The 17,986-nt window shown below is 66.7% G+C and carries 20 protein-coding genes; 14 read left to right on the forward strand and 6 right to left on the reverse strand.

Going from position 1 to position 17,986, the window contains the following annotated elements; all coding sequences use genetic code 11:
• The first annotated feature begins 9 nt into the window (after positions 1–9).
• The 11 genes from E3N85_RS01745 to E3N85_RS01795 all read left to right on the forward strand — a co-directional run bounded on the left by E3N85_RS01745 (position 10) and on the right by E3N85_RS01795 (position 9,467).
• On the forward strand, positions 10–1,611 hold the full coding sequence (locus E3N85_RS01745; protein ID WP_134458751.1) for an NAD(P)/FAD-dependent oxidoreductase: 1,602 nt from the start codon (positions 10–12) through the stop codon (positions 1,609–1,611).
• Positions 1,612–1,726: 115 nt separating this feature from the next.
• Positions 1,727–2,089 carry a hypothetical protein gene (locus E3N85_RS16165; protein ID WP_166783825.1) on the forward strand — a complete coding sequence of 121 codons (363 nt, stop codon included), beginning with the start codon at positions 1,727–1,729 and terminating at the stop codon, positions 2,087–2,089.
• 75 nt (positions 2,090–2,164) lie between these two features.
• Positions 2,165–2,584, forward strand: coding sequence for a phage holin family protein (locus E3N85_RS01755; RefSeq protein WP_134458755.1), 420 nt, complete (start codon positions 2,165–2,167; stop codon positions 2,582–2,584).
• On the forward strand, positions 2,571–2,864 hold the full coding sequence (locus E3N85_RS01760) for a hypothetical protein (protein WP_241978245.1): 294 nt from the start codon (positions 2,571–2,573) through the stop codon (positions 2,862–2,864). The genes E3N85_RS01755 and E3N85_RS01760 overlap by 14 nt, the downstream gene beginning before the upstream one ends.
• Before the next feature lie 71 nt (positions 2,865–2,935).
• Positions 2,936–3,688 carry a hydrogen peroxide-dependent heme synthase gene (hemQ, locus tag E3N85_RS01765; protein WP_134458757.1) on the forward strand — a complete coding sequence of 251 codons (753 nt, stop codon included), beginning with the start codon at positions 2,936–2,938 and terminating at the stop codon, positions 3,686–3,688.
• The gene (locus E3N85_RS01770; protein WP_134458759.1) at positions 3,688–4,812 is read left to right on the forward strand and encodes a ferrochelatase; all 1,125 of its coding nucleotides are present in this window, start codon (positions 3,688–3,690) and stop codon (positions 4,810–4,812) included. The genes hemQ and E3N85_RS01770 overlap by 1 nt, the downstream gene beginning before the upstream one ends.
• On the forward strand, positions 4,809–5,762 hold the full coding sequence (hemC, locus tag E3N85_RS01775; RefSeq protein ID WP_134458761.1) for a hydroxymethylbilane synthase: 954 nt from the start codon (positions 4,809–4,811) through the stop codon (positions 5,760–5,762). Before E3N85_RS01770 ends, hemC begins: the two co-directional genes overlap by 4 nt.
• 4 nt (positions 5,763–5,766) lie before the next feature.
• Positions 5,767–6,555 (forward strand): uroporphyrinogen-III synthase, encoded by a 789-nt coding sequence (locus tag E3N85_RS01780; RefSeq protein WP_134458763.1) that lies wholly within the window; start codon positions 5,767–5,769, stop codon positions 6,553–6,555.
• 96 nt (positions 6,556–6,651) lie between these two features.
• Positions 6,652–7,632, forward strand: coding sequence for a porphobilinogen synthase (gene hemB, locus E3N85_RS01785; RefSeq protein WP_370288968.1), 981 nt, complete (start codon positions 6,652–6,654; stop codon positions 7,630–7,632).
• Positions 7,629–9,002, forward strand: a complete 1,374-nt coding sequence (gene hemL, locus E3N85_RS01790) for a glutamate-1-semialdehyde 2,1-aminomutase (RefSeq protein ID WP_174722444.1) — start codon at positions 7,629–7,631, stop codon at positions 9,000–9,002. The genes hemB and hemL overlap by 4 nt, the downstream gene beginning before the upstream one ends.
• A 93-nt stretch (positions 9,003–9,095) precedes the next feature.
• Positions 9,096–9,467 carry a hypothetical protein gene (locus E3N85_RS01795; protein WP_134458767.1) on the forward strand — a complete coding sequence of 124 codons (372 nt, stop codon included), beginning with the start codon at positions 9,096–9,098 and terminating at the stop codon, positions 9,465–9,467.
• Here the strand turns inward: E3N85_RS01795 and E3N85_RS01800 are convergent.
• From E3N85_RS01800 to E3N85_RS01815, 4 genes are all read right to left on the reverse strand, one after another.
• Positions 9,460–10,293: an ABC transporter permease gene (locus tag E3N85_RS01800; RefSeq protein WP_241978246.1), complete on the reverse strand. Its 834-nt coding sequence runs from the start codon at positions 10,291–10,293 to the stop codon at positions 9,460–9,462. The two genes, E3N85_RS01795 and E3N85_RS01800, sit on opposite strands and share 8 nt — an antisense overlap.
• Positions 10,290–11,192, reverse strand: coding sequence for an ATP-binding cassette domain-containing protein (locus E3N85_RS01805; protein WP_134458769.1), 903 nt, complete (start codon positions 11,190–11,192; stop codon positions 10,290–10,292). Before E3N85_RS01805 ends, E3N85_RS01800 begins: the two co-directional genes overlap by 4 nt.
• Positions 11,193–11,274: 82 nt before the next feature.
• Positions 11,275–12,498, reverse strand: coding sequence for a cysteine desulfurase-like protein (locus E3N85_RS01810; RefSeq protein ID WP_134458771.1), 1,224 nt, complete (start codon positions 12,496–12,498; stop codon positions 11,275–11,277).
• A gap of 80 nt (positions 12,499–12,578) precedes the next feature.
• Positions 12,579–13,508 (reverse strand): rhodanese-related sulfurtransferase, encoded by a 930-nt coding sequence (locus E3N85_RS01815; RefSeq protein WP_134458773.1) that lies wholly within the window; start codon positions 13,506–13,508, stop codon positions 12,579–12,581.
• Between the two features lie 62 nt (positions 13,509–13,570).
• Here E3N85_RS01815 and E3N85_RS01820 point away from each other — a divergent pair, with 62 nt between their 5' ends.
• The 3 genes from E3N85_RS01820 (at position 13,571) to E3N85_RS01830 (ending at position 16,065) form a co-directional block, all read left to right on the forward strand.
• Positions 13,571–14,128, forward strand: coding sequence for a YbhB/YbcL family Raf kinase inhibitor-like protein (locus E3N85_RS01820; protein ID WP_134458775.1), 558 nt, complete (start codon positions 13,571–13,573; stop codon positions 14,126–14,128).
• A gap of 94 nt (positions 14,129–14,222) precedes the next feature.
• The gene (locus E3N85_RS01825; protein WP_241978248.1) at positions 14,223–15,335 is read left to right on the forward strand and encodes an alpha/beta hydrolase; all 1,113 of its coding nucleotides are present in this window, start codon (positions 14,223–14,225) and stop codon (positions 15,333–15,335) included.
• Positions 15,336–15,501: 166 nt separating this feature from the next.
• Positions 15,502–16,065 (forward strand): acyl-CoA thioesterase, encoded by a 564-nt coding sequence (locus E3N85_RS01830; protein ID WP_370288959.1) that lies wholly within the window; start codon positions 15,502–15,504, stop codon positions 16,063–16,065.
• Positions 16,066–16,163: 98 nt separating this feature from the next.
• Here the strand turns inward: E3N85_RS01830 and E3N85_RS01835 are convergent, their stop codons facing one another.
• Complete coding sequence (locus E3N85_RS01835; RefSeq protein WP_134458777.1) at positions 16,164–16,670, reverse strand: SRPBCC domain-containing protein; 507 nt, start codon at positions 16,668–16,670, stop codon at positions 16,164–16,166.
• A 240-nt stretch (positions 16,671–16,910) separates the two neighbouring features.
• Positions 16,911–17,870: a LysR family transcriptional regulator gene (locus E3N85_RS01840; RefSeq protein ID WP_134458779.1), complete on the reverse strand. Its 960-nt coding sequence runs from the start codon at positions 17,868–17,870 to the stop codon at positions 16,911–16,913.
• Between the last annotated feature and the right edge of the window lie 116 nt (positions 17,871–17,986).

The raw sequence follows: 17,986 nt of genomic DNA on the forward strand, positions 1-17,986 counted from the left end.
AGCAGCAACATGAACACACCGATCGACGTTCTCGTCATTGGCGGGGGAGTTGCCGGCCTGGTCGCCGCCCGCGAATGCGCCCAGGTAGGCCTGAAAGTCACGATCATCGAGACCACGGATGCCGTCGGCGGCCCGGTCGCCGGTCACATCCTCGACGGGCTCACTCTCGACAGCGGCACCGAGAGCTTCGCGGTGCGCGGCGGCACCGTCGCTGCCTTCGTGGAAGATCTCGGCCTGACCGACCAGATCGTCGCCCCCAACGTGGCCGGCGCCTGGTTGCACCTGCCCGCCCTCAAGTCGGGTTCCCCAGTCCAGTCCCGTACGCCTGGGGATGCCTCGGTGAGCGTTCCGCTGCCCAAGGCCGGCGTTCTCGGAATTCCCGGATCACCGCTCGCCGACGACGTGCGCCGCGTCATCGGCTGGAGCGGCTCGCTGCGCGCCTACCTTGACCGGCTCATGCCGGTACTCACCATCGGCCGCGAGCACAGCCTCGGCGACCTGGTGAAGAAGCGCATGGGAACGCGCGTGCTCGACCGCCTGGTCGAACCGGTCGCCTCCGGCGTCTACACGACGAGCGCCGTCGACCTCGAAATCGACGTCGTCGCACCCGGACTCAACCGCGCCCTCACCACGGCCGGCTCGCTCTCCGGTGCCGTGTCGGCCCTGCGCGCCGGCGCGCCGGCCGGCTCCAACGTTGGCGGACTGCTCGGCGGCATGGCCAGCCTGCCCGCCGCCATCGTGGCCGCCCTCGAACACCACAACGTAACCATTCTGACCGGCACCACGGCCCAGAGCCTGGCTCATTCCGGCACCGACGACGCGCCGACCTGGGCTGTCACCGTCACCCGCCGGGAAAATGCCGACCCCGCTGCACAGACCGACCCCGCTGCACAGACCGACCCCGCTGCACAGACCGAGCCCGCTGCAGAGACCGACCCCCCTGCACAGACCGAGCCCACCGACACCCTCACAGCCCGCTACGTCATCGTCGCGACCCAGGGCGCGCAGGCCCTGCGGCTGGTCACCCCCCTGGGTGGAGCGTTCGACGCGCTCGCCGAACTCGACTGGCCAGCCCCGACCGCCGTCACGCTCACCTCGCTCGTGCTCGACGCGCCCGACCTCGACGCGCACCCGCGCGGCACCGGCGTGCTCGTTTCTGTCGACGCCCCCGACGTCACGGCGAAGGCGCTCACCCACGTCACCGCGAAGTGGGCCTGGGTCGCCGCAGCGGCCGGTCCCGGCCGTCACGTCGTGCGGTTGTCCTACGGTCGGGCCGGCCAGCCCAACCCGACCGACGACCTGACCGACGACGAACTGCAGGCGCTCGCCCTGCATGACGCGTCCGTCCTGCTCGGCGTGCCGTTGCCGGCCCGATCCGTGCGCGCCTTCGCCCGCACCGAGTGGCGCGACGCCCTGTCGCCCGCCACGCTCGGTGCGCCGGCGCGCGCGCAGCAGGTGCGCGAGGCCGTCGCCGCGACGCCCGGGCTGGAGATCACCGGCGCCTGGCTGGCCGGAACCGGCCTCGCCTCGGTCATCCCGCACGCTCTCTCGGCCGGCGACCGCATTCGGCACGCCGCCCTCGGCCTCACCATCACCGCGCCAGACCTCTAGCCGTAACTGTGCACTTCCTGTATTGATACGAGCGCAGCCAGACATACCCACACCGCCCGAGTCCAAAACGGCGAAGCGGGCTACTCTGGGGAGACCTTAAGAAAGTGGAGACTCAATGCGCGGAAAGCTTCTGTTCATCACGGGCGGACTCGTCGGCTATGTGCTCGGTGCACGTGCCGGCCGCAAACGCTACGACCAGATCGCTACCGCTGCCAATGACTTCTGGAACGCCAAACCGGTGCAGCGCCGGGTGACCGAGGTGCGCGATGCCGCCCTCGAACTGGTCGGTGACGTTCCCGCCACCCTGTACAAGGCTGGCAAGAAAGCCGTCACGCAGGCCGTGGCCAAAAAGAAGCAGACGGCCTCGCCGTCCCCCGCCACCGCGGCCGCGAAAGCGAGCACCACCACGAGCCGCACGGCCGCCGCGAAGCCGAAGACCACGCCCAAACCTGCCACCGACGACTCCGCCGCGTCGTAGCTCGTAGCGTCATAGCTCGTAGTATGAGGACCGGCAGCACACCTCGACCAGACCCGAAAACAGGGAAGGCAATCCGTGACTAGCAGTGGATTCAACCCGAAGAGCAAACGCCCGTTGCTCGCACTGATCGGGGAGCTGCCCGGCCAGATCAGCGCCCTCGTGAAGGCCGAATTGGACGCCTTCAAGGCTGAGTTCGCCACGAAGGCCAAGAACTTCGGGGTCGGTGCCGCCCTCCTCGTTTTGGCCGGTGTCATCCTCTTCTTCGTGCTCGGGGTGTTCATCGCCCTCGCCGTGATTGCGCTGGCACTCGTGCTGCCACTCTGGCTCGCCACACTCATCGTGGCGGTAGCGTTGCTGCTCATCGCCATCATCCTCGTACTCATCGGCGTGAACCGGGTGAAGGCGGCGACGAAACCCGACCCGGAGGGCGTGCACGCGAGCATCCGTCACGACGTTGATGCATTCAAGGGAGTTGGCGAATATGACCACAAATAACCCTGAGCTCGCCGAGGCTGGCAGCGACAAGCGCGGCATCAGCGATCTGCGCGCCGAAGCCCGGAACGCGCGTGCCGAGCTCGCGTCGACGTTCGATGCGATCGAGTACAAGCTCGATCTGTCCAAGCAGCTGCGCATCAATCGGCGTCGACTGACCCACGCCCTGCGCCAGCTCGGCGAAGACAGCCCGACCGCCCTCGTGGGCATTGCGCTCGGTGCGGCAACCGTGGTGGGTGTCATCGTCTGGTTCGGTGCCTCCGCGGTGACCAAGAACCGCTAGCTGCTCGGTCGGTTCACAGGAACCGAAGCGCTCATTTTGGTGCCGGGCCCAATAAAGAGCACACTAGAGCTATGACTCACCCGGCTGCCGGAGAGGCAGTAAACAGCGTTCAGCCAACCACCCCCGCCGACTCCGAAATACCCGCGGCCTCGCCGCAGGGCTTCACCCTCTTTGCCGTGCTGCGAAAAGACCCAGGCAACCCAGATGACCTCGACGGTCGGGACGTTCCCCATGCGGTCAATGAGCTCGACGACGTGGTGGCCCTGATCGAAGCCGAGGGCGTCACCGTGCGCGGCTTCTACGACGTGTCCGGACTCAGGGCCGATGCCGACGTCATGATCTGGACCCACGCCGACGAGGCTGAGACGCTGCAGTGGGCCAATCGGGAGCTGCGTCGCAGTCGCCTGCTCAAGAGCCTGCTGCCGACCTGGAACGCCATGGGTGTGCACCGCGACGCCGAGTTCAACAAGAGCCACGTGCCCGGCTTTCTGCGCGGTGTGGAACCCAAGGCCTGGCTCACGATCTACCCCTTCGTGCGCAGCTTTGAGTGGTATCTGCTGCCCGACGAGGAGCGCAGCAAGATGCTCGCCGACCACGGCCGCAAGGGCGCCGCCTTCCGCGGAGCCCTGGCCAACACGGTTTCGGCTTTCGCCCTCGGCGACTACGAGTGGCTGCTGCCGATCGAAAGCGACGAACTCACCGAGCTCGTCGATCTCATGCGCGGACTGCGTGAAACCGAAGCCCGCCGCCACGTGCGCGAGGAGATCCCGTTCTTCACCGGACGACGTATCTCCACCGCCGAAATTGTAGAGGTGCTGCAGTAATGACTGAATACGACGCGGTTCTGTTGGCCGGTTTCGGCGGCCCCGAAGGCCAGGACGACGTGATCCCGTTCCTGCGCAACGTCACCGGTGGTCGTGGCATTCCAGAGGAACGACTCGAGGTCGTCGCCAAGCACTACCGTCACTACGGTGGCGTCAGCCCGATCAACGACCAGAATCGCGTGCTGAAAGCCGCACTGCAAATGGAACTCACCCGTCGCGGCATCGATCTGCCCGTGATCTGGGGCAACCGCAACTGGGCACCATACTTGCGTGACACGATCTCCGACGCCCACTCCAATGGCCAGAACCGCCTGCTCGCGATCGCGACGAGCGCCTACAGTTCCTACAGCGGATGCCGCCAGTACCGCGAAGATTTCGCCGCAGCCTTGACCGACACGGGACTGAACGACAAGGTCCACATCGACAAAATCCGCCAGTTCTTCGACCACCCCGGCTTCGTCACGCCCTTCATCACCGGCGTGGCCCAGGGACTGCGGGATGTCATTCAAGCGGTCCCCGGCATCGACGTTGACACCGAGGTCGAGATTCTGTTCTCGACCCACTCGATCCCGATGACAGATGCCAACAAGAGCGGCCCGGCCGATCGGGGCTTCGGTGAGGGTGGCGCATACGAAGCGCAGCACCGCGCCGTCGCCCAGGTCATCATGGACTCTCTCGCGGAACCCGCTGACAGCACGACGACGCTCAAGACGCAATGGCAGCTTGTCTACCAGTCCCGCAGCGGCCCGCCCAGCATGCCGTGGCTTGAACCCGACATCAACGATGCGATCGCCCTGCTGCCGGCCCGCGGCATCCGGGCCGTGGTCATCGTGCCGCTGGGCTTTTTGAGCGACCACATGGAGGTCATGTGGGACCTTGACAACGAGGCAATGGAAACGAGCGAGAAGTTCGGAATCCAAGCCGTGCGCGTACCCACCCCGGGTGTCTCTCCCGACTTCGTGAGCGGCCTCGTCGATCTGATCGAGGAGCGCCTCAACGACACTCCCGATGCCGACCGCCCGGCCCAAACCAACCTCGGCCCCTGGTATGACGTGTGCCGTCCCGGCTGCTGCGAAAACGTGCGCCTCGGCTTCAAGCCGGCCGTTGCGGGAATGGCACCGTGACCGTGATTCGCGTGGGGACACGCGCGAGCGCGCTCGCGCTTGCGCAAACCCAGACCATCGTCAATCGCATCGCGGCGTCGGCCGGCGTCGAGGTCGAAATCGTGCGCGTCACCACGCACGGCGACACCTCGATCGAATCGCTGTCGACCCTCGGTGGGACCGGCGTGTTCGCGAGCGCCCTGCGCGAAGCCCTGTTGAACGACGAGTGCGACGTCATTGTGCACTCGTTCAAGGACCTGCCGACGCAGGCCCACCCGGGCTTGCGCATCGGCGCGATACCCAAGAGAGCGGATGCCCGCGACGTGCTCTGCGCGCGCGCCGGCTTCACCCTGGACACCCTGCCGGAGGGGGCTCGCGTCGGGACCGGCTCGCCCCGCCGGGTGGCCCAGCTGCTCGAGCGTCGCCCGGACCTGACCATCGTTGACATTCGCGGCAACATCGACACCCGCGTGGGGCGCGTCGCCGAGGGTGACCTCGACGCCGTCGTGCTCGCCGCCGCTGGCCTCGGTCGGCTTGGCCGCCTGGATGCCGTCGTGACCGACTTTCTCGATCTGACGGCCTGGCCGACCGCACCCGGGCAGGGCGCGCTCGCGATCGAGGTGCGCGATGGCAAGCCGGAGCGTCTGCTCGGCGTAGCACTGGCTGCCATGAACCATTCATCCACCCGGGCCACGACCACCGCAGAACGCACGGTGCTGGCGCGCCTCGAGGCCGGTTGCGCCGCACCGATCGGTGCGACCGCGGTCATCGATGATGGTCTGCTCTTTCTCACCGCGACGGTATACAGCCCGGATGGCTCCCGGAAAATCACCAGTTCGCACGCGGCAACACCCGACTCCCACTCCGCACCCCATCTCGAGGAGGCCGCGCTCGACGTGGCCGAACGAGTGTCCATAGATCTCCTGGCCGGTGGCGCGGCTGAGTTCGCTCCCTTGAAAGTGACTGTGTGACCACGTGACCAATCGACTGACCAAGCCCCTCGCGGGCTGGCGGGTTCTCGTTCCGCGCGGCGGGCCCTGGGGTGACCAGGTCGCAGCGAATTTGCGGGCCAAGGGTGCGCATCCGATCGTCGCTCCGATGATCAACTTCGCCGCCACCGATGACGCCCCGGCCCTCGACGCGGCGTTGACTCGTCTCGCCGCCGGCGACTTCGACTGGATGACCATCACGAGCGCCACCACCGTGGACGTACTGTCGTCGCACCGCGCGGTCGTCGCGCCCGGAACGCGCATCGCCGCGGTCGGTGAAACCACTGCGGCCGCGCTCGTGGCGGCCGGTTACCACGTGGACATCGTTCCCTCCGAAGATAATTCTGCGCGCGGCCTGCTGGAGGAGTGGGAAGCCGCCACTGCCGGCGCCATCCCCCTGCGCGTGCTCACGCTGCGCAGTGAGATCGCCAAGCCGTTGCTCTCCGAGGGGCTGCGCCGTGTCGGCCACGACGTGGAATCGGTTGTCGCCTACCGCACGATCGGCGTACCGGTCAGTGACCAGGTCGTCACCGACGTCAAAGCCGGTCTCGTGCACGCCGTGCTCGTCACCAGCGGCAGCGTGGCACGTCAGGTACGCGAGCAGTTCGGTGACATTCCCGAGCGCACCCTCGTGGCGTGTATCGGCCCACAGACCGCGAAGGATTCCCGTGCCCTCGGCCTGCGCGTCGATGTGATCGCCGAGGAACGCAGCGCCGAGTCGCTCATTGATGCGCTCGTTGAAGCGGCGCTGGCCGGGGCCACACCGGCGCGCTGACCTGCAGCACTGGCGCGGGGACATCCGCTGGTCTGTTCGGGCAGATCACGACCGGATAACGAAACGCACAGCCGGGCGGCGTAGGGTATAGGGGTGATCAACCCCGTTATCCGCCCACGACGTTTGCGCACCAGCAGCGCGCTCCGTCGCCTGGCCAGTGAAATTCGTGTCCACCCGGCCGAGCTTGTGCTCCCCATGTTCGTGCGCGAAGGCAACGACGCCCGCCCGATCACGTCGATGCCCGGTGTCGTGCAGCACAGCATCGACAGCGCCCGCCGGGCCGTCGCACAGGCGGCCGAAGCCGGCATCGGCGGCATCATGCTGTTCGGGGTACCCGAGGTGCGCGACGCGACCGGAACCGGTGCGACCGACCCCAATGGCATCCTCAACCTGGCCACGCGCGCGCTCGTCGATGAGGTTGGCGACGCGCTCGTCGTGCAGACCGATCTGTGCCTGGACGAATTCACCGACCACGGCCACTGCGGCGTACTCGCGGCCGACGGCCACGTCGACAACGATGCCACCCTCGAACGCTACCGCGACATGGCCCTCGCCCAGGCCAGTGCCGGCTCCGCCCTGCTCGGCCTCTCCGGAATGATGGACGGCCAGGTCGCCGCCGTACGCGAGACCCTCGACGCCAACGGTTTCGAAGACACTGCCGTGCTGGCCTACTCGGCCAAGTACGCCTCCGCTTTCTACGGTCCGTTCCGCGAGGCCGTCGCCTCGACCCTGGTCGGCGACCGCCGAACCTATCAGCTTGATCCCGCCAACCGCCGTGAGGGCTTGCGCGAAGCGCAGCTCGACATCGAACAGGGCGCCGACATCGTCATGGTCAAACCGGCCGGCGGCTACCTCGACGTGCTCGCCGCAGTTGCTGCCATGAGCGATATTCCGGTTTGGGCATACCAGGTCTCCGGCGAATACGCCATGGTCGAAGCCGCCGCCGCGCAGGGCTGGATCGACCGTCGCCGCGCAATCGAAGAGTCGGTCTTGAGCATCCGTCGGGCCGGCGCCGACGCCGTGCTCACCTACTGGGCCGTTGAACTGGCCACCTGGCTCAAGGAGGAGCAAGCATGACCGACACGATGATTCCCACAGTGAACCACCCGATCAGTCACAACGACGAACTATTCGACCGCGCCCGCCGCGTCATACCCGGTGGGGTCAACTCGCCGGTGCGCGCATTCGGCTCGGTCGGCGGCACACCGCTGTTCCTCGTGAAGGCCGCGGGTGCGTACGTAACGGACTCCGACGGCCGCGAATATGTCGACCTCGTCAACTCATGGGGCCCGGCGATTCTGGGCCACGCGCACCCCGAGGTCATCAAGGCCGTGCAGGATGCCGCGGCGCTCGGGCTGTCCTTTGGCGCCTCGACGCCCGCCGAGACCGAACTGGCCGAACTGGTCGCCGAACGGGTCGGCGCGGCCCCGAAGCTGCGCCTGGTCTCCACCGGCACCGAAGCGACCATGACCGCCATCCGCCTCGCGCGCGGTTTCACCGGTCGTGACCTGTTGATCAAATTCGCCGGGCACTATCATGGCCACTCCGACGGTCTGCTCGCCCAGGCCGGCTCCGGGCTCGCGACGCTCGCGCTACCCGGCTCGGCCGGCGTCACCGCGGCGACCGCCGCGGAGACGCTCGTGCTGCCCTACAACGACCTCGATGCTGTGCGGGCCGCCTTCGAGGCGCATCCGGGCCGCATTGCCGCCGTCATCACCGAGGCCGCCGCGGCCAACATGGGTGTCGTCGCCCCCGATCCCGGCTTCAACGCGGCACTGTCCGCTATCGCGCACTCGAATGGCGCCCTGCTCATTCTCGACGAGGTGCTCACCGGCTTTCGGGTGAGCCGTTCCGGCTTCTGGGGCCTCGAGACCAGCGGCCTCGAGCCGGCCGGCGAAAAGTATTACACGCCCGACCTGCTCACCTTCGGCAAGATCATCGGCGGAGGCCTGCCCGTTGCCGCCCTCGGCGGCCGGGCCGACGTGATGGACTTTCTCGCACCGATCGGCCCGGTCTATCAGGCCGGCACGCTCTCGGGCAACCCGGTCGCCGTCGCGGCCGGCATCGCGACCCTCAACCTGCTCGATGACAGTGTGTACAACCGGCTCAATGCGACCGCCACCATCCTCTCGGAAGCGGTCTCCGCCTCACTCGCCGCCGAGGGGGTCGCCCACCGGGTGCAGCGGGCCGGCAACCTGTTCAGCTTCGTGTTCGGCGAGGACGCGCAGGGTTCGGCCCCGCGCACCTACGCCGACGTGCAGCGGCAGGAGGCATTTCGTTATGCACCGTTCTTTCACGCCATGCTCGATGGCGGCGTGTCATTGCCGCCGAGCGTGTTCGAGGCCTGGTTCGTCTCCGATGCGCACGATCAGAGCGCCATCGGGCGCATCTTCGAGGCACTGCCGGCCGCGGCCAAGGCTGCGGCCGCGGCAACCCCGCAGGGCTGATCGCGGCATTTGGAGGGATCCTGCGCTCGGACGTTACTGCTTTTGTTCGCGTCGGACAACGGCTTTCCGGGCGGAACCGGGCAGACTGGAGCAATGGCTTCCCTGAGCGTGCATCCCGACCGGCTCGAGATCCACCTGACGCGCACGGAAAGAACCCTCGCCCTGCGACGGGACTCGATCGTGGTGCAGCGGGAGAGTATCCGCTCGGTGATCATCACCGAGGATCCGTGGATCTGGCTGCGTGGAATTCGCTCGCTCGGCTCGATTATTCCGCTCATCGTGGCCGCCGGTACCTGGAAGTTTCACGGCGGCAAGGACTTCGTGTCAATCAAACGTCACCGCCCGGCCGTAGTGATCGACCTCGTCGATGAGGAATTCGCCCGGGTCATTCTCACCAGCCAGCACGCGGCCGATTTCATCGACTCACTCAAGCTGCCGGCCCCGCCGACCGACCCGACTACGTGACGTCCTTCTTCCAGCTCACGAAGTAACCGATGATGGTCGCGACCAGGGCGTAACCGAGCAGTACAAGACCGCCCTGCCACCAGTCCAGCGGGGCGGCTCCGGCCGGGCTGGCCACGGTGAAGATGCTCGCGCCGACGAGGGCATCGGAGGCCGCTCCGGGCAGAAAATTGCCGATCTTCGCCGTGACTTCGAGGAAAGAGGCGACCAGCCGCAGCAGCGGTTCGATGAATTGGGTGAAGGCGAGCACGATCACGATCGAGGCCACCTGATTGGGCACGAGCACGCCGAGACCGACGCCGATCGCCGCCCACAGGCCCATGGCGAGCAGCGTGCGCGCCACGAGCAGCCAGGTCTCGGAGCCCTGCAGCAGCGCATCGACACCAAACGCGCTCAACACCCCGCCGCCGATACCAACAGATGCCGCCAGCGCGACGAGACCGACGCCGGCACCGATCAGAATCAGCGTCACCGTCTTGGCCCCCAGCACGACGCCGCGTCGAGGGGTCGCCAGAAACGTCGGCGTCAATGTCTGGTGGCGAAACTCGCCGGTCGACGCGAGAGCACCGAGCAGCACCGGAAAGACGTACCCGACCGAGGAGGCGAAGCTGTAGATGAGGGGTGGGAGGGTTCCGAGGGTGATCGCTGCGCCGCCGGTGTTGACGGTATCCGGGCTGATCACACCGGTCTGGACACCGCCGAACAGTGCCGCGAGGCCACCGGCCAGCAGGCCGATGTAGCAAAAGAGCACGATAGCGAGAATCCACCACAGGCGAGTGGTGAAAATCTTGGCGAATTCGGCCGAGACAGAACGCAGGAACGAAATCACAACGAGTGGCTCCCGCCGACGAGGGCGAGGAACGAATCTTCGAGGCCGGCTTTCTGCCGATGCAGCACGCTCAGTTCAACCCCGGCGGTGAAGGCGAGATGTCCGAGCAGGCCCGGATCGGGCGTCGCGGCGAGCAGGCCGGTGCGGCCGATCGAGAATGTGATGCCGGCCGCCGTGAGCGCGGCGGCGAGGGCGTCGCGGTCGGGCGAATCGACGATCGTCTGCGGGGCGGCATCCGTGTCGAGGCTGGACAGCGGACCCAGGTGCACGAGTTGGCCCCTGGCGATGATGACGACGTCGTCGACGCTCTGCTGCACCTCGGAGAGCAGGTGGGAGCTGACCAGAACGGTGCGGCCCTCGGCGGCCATGTCGCGCAGAAACCCGCGAATCCAGCGGATGCCCTCCGGGTCCAGGCCGTTGATCGGCTCGTCGAGCACGAGCACGCCCGGATCGCCCAGCAGGGCGTAAGCCAGGCCGAGTCGTTGGCGCATGCCGAGCGAGTAGCCGCCGACCCGCTGGGCGGCGTGAGCGGCGAGCCCCACTTGGGTGAGTACTTCGAGTACTCGGGTGCGCGGGAGTCCGGCCGCGATCGTGTACACGGCGAGGTGGTCGCGGGCGCTGCGGCCCGGGTGAAAGCTCGCGGCTTCGAGGGCGGCGCCCACCATGGCCAGCGGATGCGGCAGGTCGCGGTAGCGCACGCCGCCGAACGTGGCCGTGCCGCTGCTGGCAGCGACCAGCCCGAGCAGAATGCGCAGGCTCGTGGTCTTGCCGGCACCGTTCGGGCCAAGGAACCCGGTGACCCGGCCGGGTTCAACCGTGAACGAGAGATCGTTGACCGCGGCGACACCGCCAAAGCGTTTGCTGATGTTGTGAAATTCGATGACAGCGCCGGCAGGCATCCGACTCCTCTCTGTGGTGAGACCAGCCTAGGGCCGGCAGAGCCCGGCTTCCGCTGCAAAAGCGGGCCTTCCGGCACAATCGCTACGGCCGGAGAAAGTCGTCGAGCGCGTCGAGTATCCGCTCGACTTCGTGCGCGGTCGTGTACGGGGCGAGGCCGATGCGCAGTCCGCCGACATCGCCCAGACCGAGGTGCCGACTCGCCTCTCGGGCATAGAACGAACCGGCCGGAGCCAGAATCCCCCGCTGGATGAGAAACGCGGAGGCGGCAGCGGCCGAATGGTTGGCGAAGGTCACCAGAACGGTGGGGGTGCGCTCGGCGGCACGGGAATGCACGAGCACACCGGGCAGCGCGGCGAGCCCCGCTTCAAGCTGGGCACGCAACATCGCTTCGTACGTTTCGAGTGCGTGTGACGACGCCACGAGGCGTTCCCGTCGGGTTGGGGCAGCGGCGCCAACGGTGGGCGAGCCCGGCACGAGCGCGGAGAGAAAATCAATGGCCGCCGTTACGCCGGCAAGCTGTTCGTAGGGGAGGGTGCCGAATTCGAATCGCTCGGGCACACGATCGCTCGACGTTGCGAGCTTGTCGGGCCGGATGCCTTCCAAGAGTTCCGGCGCGGCGGCGAGCACGCCGCAATGCGGGCCGAGAAACTTATACGGGGAGCACACGAAAAAATCGGCGCCGAGCGCCTTGACGTCGACGAGGGTGTGCGGGGTGTAGTGCACACCGTCAACGTAGAGCAGCGCGCCGGCCGCATGCGCCACGTCGGCGATCGCCGCGATCGGTGGGCGGGTACCAATCAGGTTCGATGCGGCCGTGACGGCAACGAGGCGTGTCCCTGGACCAACGACGGCGGCGAACGCGTCGGCGGACAATTCGCCGGTCGACGGGTCAAAGTCGACCCAGCGCACGGTTGCGCCCGTGCGGTCGGCCGCCTGCACCCACGGCCGGATGTTCGAGTCATGGTCCAGGCGGGAGACCACGACCTCGTCGCCGGGACCCCACGCGCGGGAGAGATGATGGGAGAAATCGTAGGTGAGTGCGGTCGCGCTGCGCCCGTAGACGATGCCATCGGGCTCTGCGCCGAGCAGATCTGCTACGGCGGTGCGAAACCCGGTCACCGCGTCGTCCGCGTTGCGCTCAGGCAGGCTGCCCGTGCCGCGGTTCGAGAGCGGGCGCGTGAGGGTCAGTGCGATCGCCGCGCCGACCTGCCGCGGGGTCTGCGTGCCGCCCGGTCCATCGAAATGAGCGATGCCGGTGGAGAGGGCGGGAAAATGGGTGCGAACAGCCAGCGCGTCGTAGGTCACACCACGATCCAATCACGGCGCGTGCCAGCACCGGAACTCTCTACCGGCGTTTCGGTGCTGATCGTGCCTCAGCCGGCCGCTCAGGTTGCGCGCGCCGACGCCTCGTTCGCTCGCGACGCATGGGTGGCGCAGGCCGGAGCTGTGGCGGCCACGCAAGTAGCGCACACGACCAGCTGTTCCCGGCAGGAGGCGTCGCGGCAGTTGAGCATGTTCGTGGTGGGTGCGGCGCAGAGCTGGCAAGTGCCGAGCACGGCAGCATCCGGGGCGAAATCGATGGACATCCGCTGGTCGAAGACATAGAGCGAACCGGACCACAGGCCCTCGTTGCCGAAGGCCTCGCCGTAACGCACAATTCCGCCGTCGAGTTGATACACCTCACCGAATCCGCGCGACTTCATGAGACCGCTCAGGACCTCACAGCGGATACCGCCGGTGCAATAGGTCACTACCGGCTTGCCCTTGAGGTGGTCGTATTTGCCGCTGTCGAGTTCGGCCACGAAATCGCGCGTAGTAGCAACGTCGGGAATGACAGCGTTTCGAAAATGGCCGATTTCGGCCTCGAACTTATTGCGTCCATCGAAGAAGACAACGTCGTCGCCGCGCTCGGCGACGAGGGCATTGAGCTCGGCGGGTGCCAGCTTGGTGCCACCATCGATAACCCCCTCGGCGCCGACACGCAACTCTCCCGGAGCGCCGAAGCTCACGATCTCATCGCGCACCTTGACCACGAGCCGGGGAAAGTCGAGGCTCTGGCCTTTCTCGTCGAGACCGGTGCCCTCGCTCCACTTGAAATCGATGTGCCGGAACGGCGCATAGTCGCGGGTCTTACGAATGTACTTCTTGACGGCGGGCAAGTCGCCGCCGACCGTGCCGTTGAGGCCGTCCTTGGAGATCAGGATGCGACCGCGCAGGCCGAGCCCGGCGCACAGGTCACGCTGCCAGAGCCGTACCGCTTCTGGATCGGCCAGTGGCGTGAAGATGTAAAAGAGCAGGATCTTCGGAATGGCCATGGAGCTATTTTATGAGGGGCGCGTAGGCTGGACGAACTGGCTGTGCTGCAACACCGTAGCTGATGCTCAACGAGGAGGCCATCGTGACGCTCGACCCACTCGCCCGTTTCGGCGCGGTGCCCCAGTTCTCGCTCACCAGCACCGACCTGACCGACGGCGGCCCGTTGCGGCCGGCGCAGTATGCCGCCGGTGCCGGGGGAGCGGACGTCTCGCCGCAGCTGTCCTGGAGCGGTTTCCCTCCCGAGACCGCGAGCTTCGCCCTCACCGTGTACGACCCAGACGCTCCGACCGGCTCCGGGTTCTGGCACTGGGCCGTGGCCAACCTCCCGATATCCGTGACCGACCTGCCGGTTAACGCGGGCGTCGCGGGCGGGGCTGTGCCTGGATCGTCCCTGACCTTGCCCAACGAGCTGCGGTTGACCTCTTTTGTCGGCGCCGAACCGCCCCCTGGCACCGGCACGCACCGGTATCAATTCATCCTTCATGCCGTTGACGTGCCGATGATCGACCTGGACTCGCACTCGACGCCGGCCGTTCTCGGCTTCAACCTGCACTTTCACACGCTCGCGCGCGCGGTGCTGGAAGGGACCGGGGTTGCGGGCGGGGCGTCCGCTGCGTGAACGTACGGCACGAACAGCCACCTGAAGCCGGGAGTTACCCCCAAATGGGGTACTTCTCAGCGAGCATTCGGGAAGGTCAATTTAACCTCGACCAGTGAGTATCACCAGCATCCAGTTCGACACTGTTCGTGCCACGCCCCTCCCCCCAGCGCCCCCGGCCTGGTCCGATCCCGCCCGGGTCGAGCATTCGGCACGGGCCTGGCTGCACGGTATCCGTTTGCACGCCGACGGCGTCACCGTTGACCGGTCGGCGCATCGCGAGACCGGTATTCGTCGTCTGCCGGTCTGGGCCTGGCGCGCCCTCATGCTGCGACGCGCGACGCCGATACACAAGTTCAACCTGAACCCGATCGACACCGTGGAATACGACCTCGACGTCGACTACATCGGCGATGGCCAGAAGATTCACCGGCTCGACGTCATCGCACCCAAGGACAGCGATGCCGCGGCACCGCCACTGCCCGTCTATGTGTACTTCCACGGTGGTGGTTGGACCTCGGGTGACAAAGACCCGCTCACCAAATATTGTGCGAGCCAGGCCGCCGAGGGCATGATCGTGGTCAATGCCAACTACCGCATGGCCACGCGGTTCCAGCTGAAGCACATGATGCAGGACGGCAACGCGGTACTCGACTGGGTCGCCCGGAACATAGCCGCCTACGGGGGAGACCCCACCCGCATCGTGCTCGGCGGTGATTCAGCCGGCGGACACATCGCGGCGCTGCTCACCGCGTCGACCTATGAGCCTGCGCTCGCCGCGCACTACGACATTCATCCGCCGATCGCCGCCCGCAACCTGCGCGGCCTGGTGCAGCACTGCAGCATCGCCGACTTTTCGGTGCTGTTCGAACGCGGTTTCGTTCTGAGCCTCAACTTCGTGCGCATGCTGCTGCCCGAGCGGGGCCGGGGGATGCACTTGCGCACGGCTGCCCGTTTCATGTCGCCGATCGAATGGCTGGATCGGGGTTTTCCGCCGGTGTTCGTGACGACCTCGGAGCGGGATTATTTCTATCGAGCGAACCTCAATTTCATCGAGGCGTTGCGCGCGCGTGCTATTCGGGTCGACTCCCTGATCTACGGTCGGCGCAGCAGCAACACCAAGCACACCTGGCAACAGGACGACACGCACCCAGAGTCGCAGGAGGTCTACCGCCGCCTCGGTGCCTTCGTGCGTGCGGTTGCGCCGCGTGCGGTCGCTCTGGCTTGAGCTTCCTGCGGGTGCGTACTGCGCCGAGGCTGAGACACCGGGTCGGAATACCCCATCAGCTCGCGTCTGTGACACATCGTGCACCCCACGAGCTGTACGCCGACGGATGCTGGTACTCACCGACAACGGATACCGCGCGCCTGCCTCGTTTCGTTAGCATCGTGACGTGCATATGTTCCTCAGAACCCTCCTCCATGCCCTGCTGTCGAAGTTCGGACCGCGGCTCGGTCACTTCGATGTCGCACGCACCAACTTTCTGACGCTGCCGACCGACCAGGATATTTTGCGGCACATGAACAATGGCGTCTACCTGTCGATCATGGACGTGGCCCGCTTCGACCTGCTGCACCGCACCGGTGTCTGGGCGATCTTCAAGGCGCGCGGCTGGTATCCCGTCGTGGTCTCCGAGACGATCAGCTTTCGCAAATCTCTCCGGCTCGGCCAAAAATTCACGGTCGAGTCGCGCATCCTCGGATTCGATGAGAAGGCCGTGTACGTGGAGCAACGCTTTGTACGACCGGATGCCGACGGTGACCTGGAGATCTACGCCCACGGATACATTCGTGGCCGTTTCCTCAAGCGCGCCGGTGGTGTCGTCACGATCACCGAGCTGCTCGAGGCGATCGGCGTCGCTCCCGACGACGTGACGGTGCCGGAGTGGCTGCTCGAGTGGAGCCGGGCTGCGGCCGCCCCCGCCACCCGCGCGTCCGCCCCCAGCATCTGGCGCTAGTCACCCGCGCGTCTGCCCCCAGCATCTGGCGCTAGTCACCCGCGCGTCTGCCCCCAGCATCTGGCGCTAGCCACCTCGCAGGTGGTGCTGGCCGCGGATCAGGCGGTGCGCACCGGAACAATCAGGTCCTTGTAGAACTGGGCGTGCGCGGGATAGTAGTGTTCCCACTCCGGCAGCGGCAGGCCCGCGCGCGAGGCGACCAGACGATCGAGGTAGTAGTCCCAACCGGGGCCGACCGTGGCGGCCTCGGAGGGGGACCGCAAGCGCTGCCCGAAGGTCAGGTTCGTCATGCCGTCGCCCTCGACGAGATGGAACAGTGCGCGCCAGGAATCCTCACCCTCGCCGAAATCGCCCTTGAAACGGTGCGGAGCCTGGCACTCGCGAATACTCACGTATTCCCACCTGGCATCGGGCTCCGCCGCCATCCTGAACTTGACCGCGCCGGTGGCCGATGAGCCGGTATACGTTCCGATCCACTTCTCGAGTTCAAAGGGGCGCGTCATGCTCGCCCACACCTGTTCGATCGGCGCGTTGAACAGCCGATTGAGCATGAGATACAGGCCATCCTCGCGGTGAACGAGGCGTCCGGTGGGCTTGGCTGACATGGTGACCTCCACTGTGAGTGAAACGCGAGTCTTCCCTCAGGCTAGGCCACTTTCAGTCCCTCGGCCACAGCGTTGAATCATCAGTTTCCGGCGACGGCATCGAACACTCCGACTACCAGTGCAGGGTGCACTGCGGGCAAATGCAGTGTGCTGCGGTGTGTCGAAGTGCAGACTTCGGCGGCGACTCGCAGGGGGCGTCGCCAACGGCAGCCGCCCCGGCGGCTGGATCGAGGCGGTCGGCTATACCGGGGCCAGCGGCTCGAACGGGCGCGGCGGCTCGAGCGGGTCGGATTCGGTGGGCTTGGCCACCTTGCTCACCGCCCGGTCGAGCGCGCCGCGCACCGCGACCACGCCCGGGCGCTGCGCGCTCGATCGGCGAGCGGCCGAGAACAGGGTGCGGTGCGGGGTGCCGGGCAGATCGTGCAGCTGCACGGCCGGCATGCGACCGGCCCAGACCAGGTCAGGCAGAATACCCACCGCATTGCCCGATTCAATCAAGCGGATATGCGCGATCAGGTCGGCGGTTTCAAACCGAACGTCGGGTTCGAACCCGGCCGAACGGCAGAGCTGCGTGGCCCACTGGCGGGACGCGGTGCCCACCGGCTCCATCACCCAGGGCAGCTCGGCGGTCTCCTCGAGTGTCGCCGCATGCACGCGTGTGGATTTCTCGGGTGGTACCGCGAGGCGCAGGGCATCCGTGGCCAGATTGACCCGGTCGAGGTCGGGCCAATGGGCGCGGGTGTGACCGGGATACTGCTCGGCGAGCACAAGGTCGAAGTCACGCGCGGCCACCTCGAACAGGCCACGCTCGGGCTCCCGCTCGGTCACCTCGACCCGCAGCGCCGGAAAGTCATCGGTGAGAAAGGTGAGGGCGCGCGGAATCACGGCGAGGGCCGCGGACTGGAACACGGCCACCCGCACGGTGCCGGACACCGTCGTGGTGCTCGCCCGCAGGTCGGCCTCGGCGAGCTCGAGGCGCTCGAGCAGGTGGGTGGTGTGCTCGACCAGAATCTCCGCCTGCGGGGTGAGCTGCACCCGCCGACCCACCTTCTTGAGCAGTACGACGCCGGCCTCTTTTTCGAGCAGCGCGAGCTGCTGCGACACCGCGGAGGGACTGTAAGCGAGGGCCTCGGCGACCCCCGCGAGGGTGCCGCGAATCTTCAGCTCACGTAGCAGCCGTAACCGTCTGACATCCAGCATTCGCCGTCCCCGACACCCATCGCCCTACGCAAACCAAATCATTAGAAATTCTAATGAATATTATGCATAAACAATTGCTTTTACTAAATATAGGGTGGATCCAGACTTGAAGGACC

The sequence above is a fragment of the Cryobacterium sp. Hz9 genome, from assembly GCF_004402825.1.
Classification (GTDB): Bacteria; Actinomycetota; Actinomycetes; order Actinomycetales; family Microbacteriaceae; genus Cryobacterium; species Cryobacterium gelidum.

What these genes read in the sequence shown, in the direction of transcription:
- hemL (WP_174722444.1), top strand. Translation starts at nt 7,629, where the DNA reads ATGACCGACACGATGATTCCCACAGTGAACCACCCGATCAGTCACAAC.
- E3N85_RS16165 (WP_166783825.1), top strand. Translation starts at nt 1,727, where the DNA reads ATGCGCGGAAAGCTTCTGTTCATCACGGGCGGACTCGTCGGCTATGTG.
- E3N85_RS01770 (WP_134458759.1), top strand. Translation starts at nt 3,688, where the DNA reads ATGACTGAATACGACGCGGTTCTGTTGGCCGGTTTCGGCGGCCCCGAA.
- hemQ (WP_134458757.1), top strand. Translation starts at nt 2,936, where the DNA reads ATGACTCACCCGGCTGCCGGAGAGGCAGTAAACAGCGTTCAGCCAACC.
- E3N85_RS01835 (WP_134458777.1), bottom strand. Translation starts at nt 16,670, where the DNA reads ATGTCAGCCAAGCCCACCGGACGCCTCGTTCACCGCGAGGATGGCCTG.
- E3N85_RS01795 (WP_134458767.1), top strand. Translation starts at nt 9,096, where the DNA reads ATGGCTTCCCTGAGCGTGCATCCCGACCGGCTCGAGATCCACCTGACG.
- E3N85_RS01760 (WP_241978245.1), top strand. Translation starts at nt 2,571, where the DNA reads ATGACCACAAATAACCCTGAGCTCGCCGAGGCTGGCAGCGACAAGCGC.
- E3N85_RS01805 (WP_134458769.1), bottom strand. Translation starts at nt 11,192, where the DNA reads ATGCCTGCCGGCGCTGTCATCGAATTTCACAACATCAGCAAACGCTTT.
- E3N85_RS01815 (WP_134458773.1), bottom strand. Translation starts at nt 13,508, where the DNA reads ATGGCCATTCCGAAGATCCTGCTCTTTTACATCTTCACGCCACTGGCC.
- E3N85_RS01840 (WP_134458779.1), bottom strand. Translation starts at nt 17,870, where the DNA reads ATGCTGGATGTCAGACGGTTACGGCTGCTACGTGAGCTGAAGATTCGC.
- E3N85_RS01745 (WP_134458751.1), top strand. Translation starts at nt 10, where the DNA reads ATGAACACACCGATCGACGTTCTCGTCATTGGCGGGGGAGTTGCCGGC.
- E3N85_RS01820 (WP_134458775.1), top strand. Translation starts at nt 13,571, where the DNA reads ATGCTCAACGAGGAGGCCATCGTGACGCTCGACCCACTCGCCCGTTTC.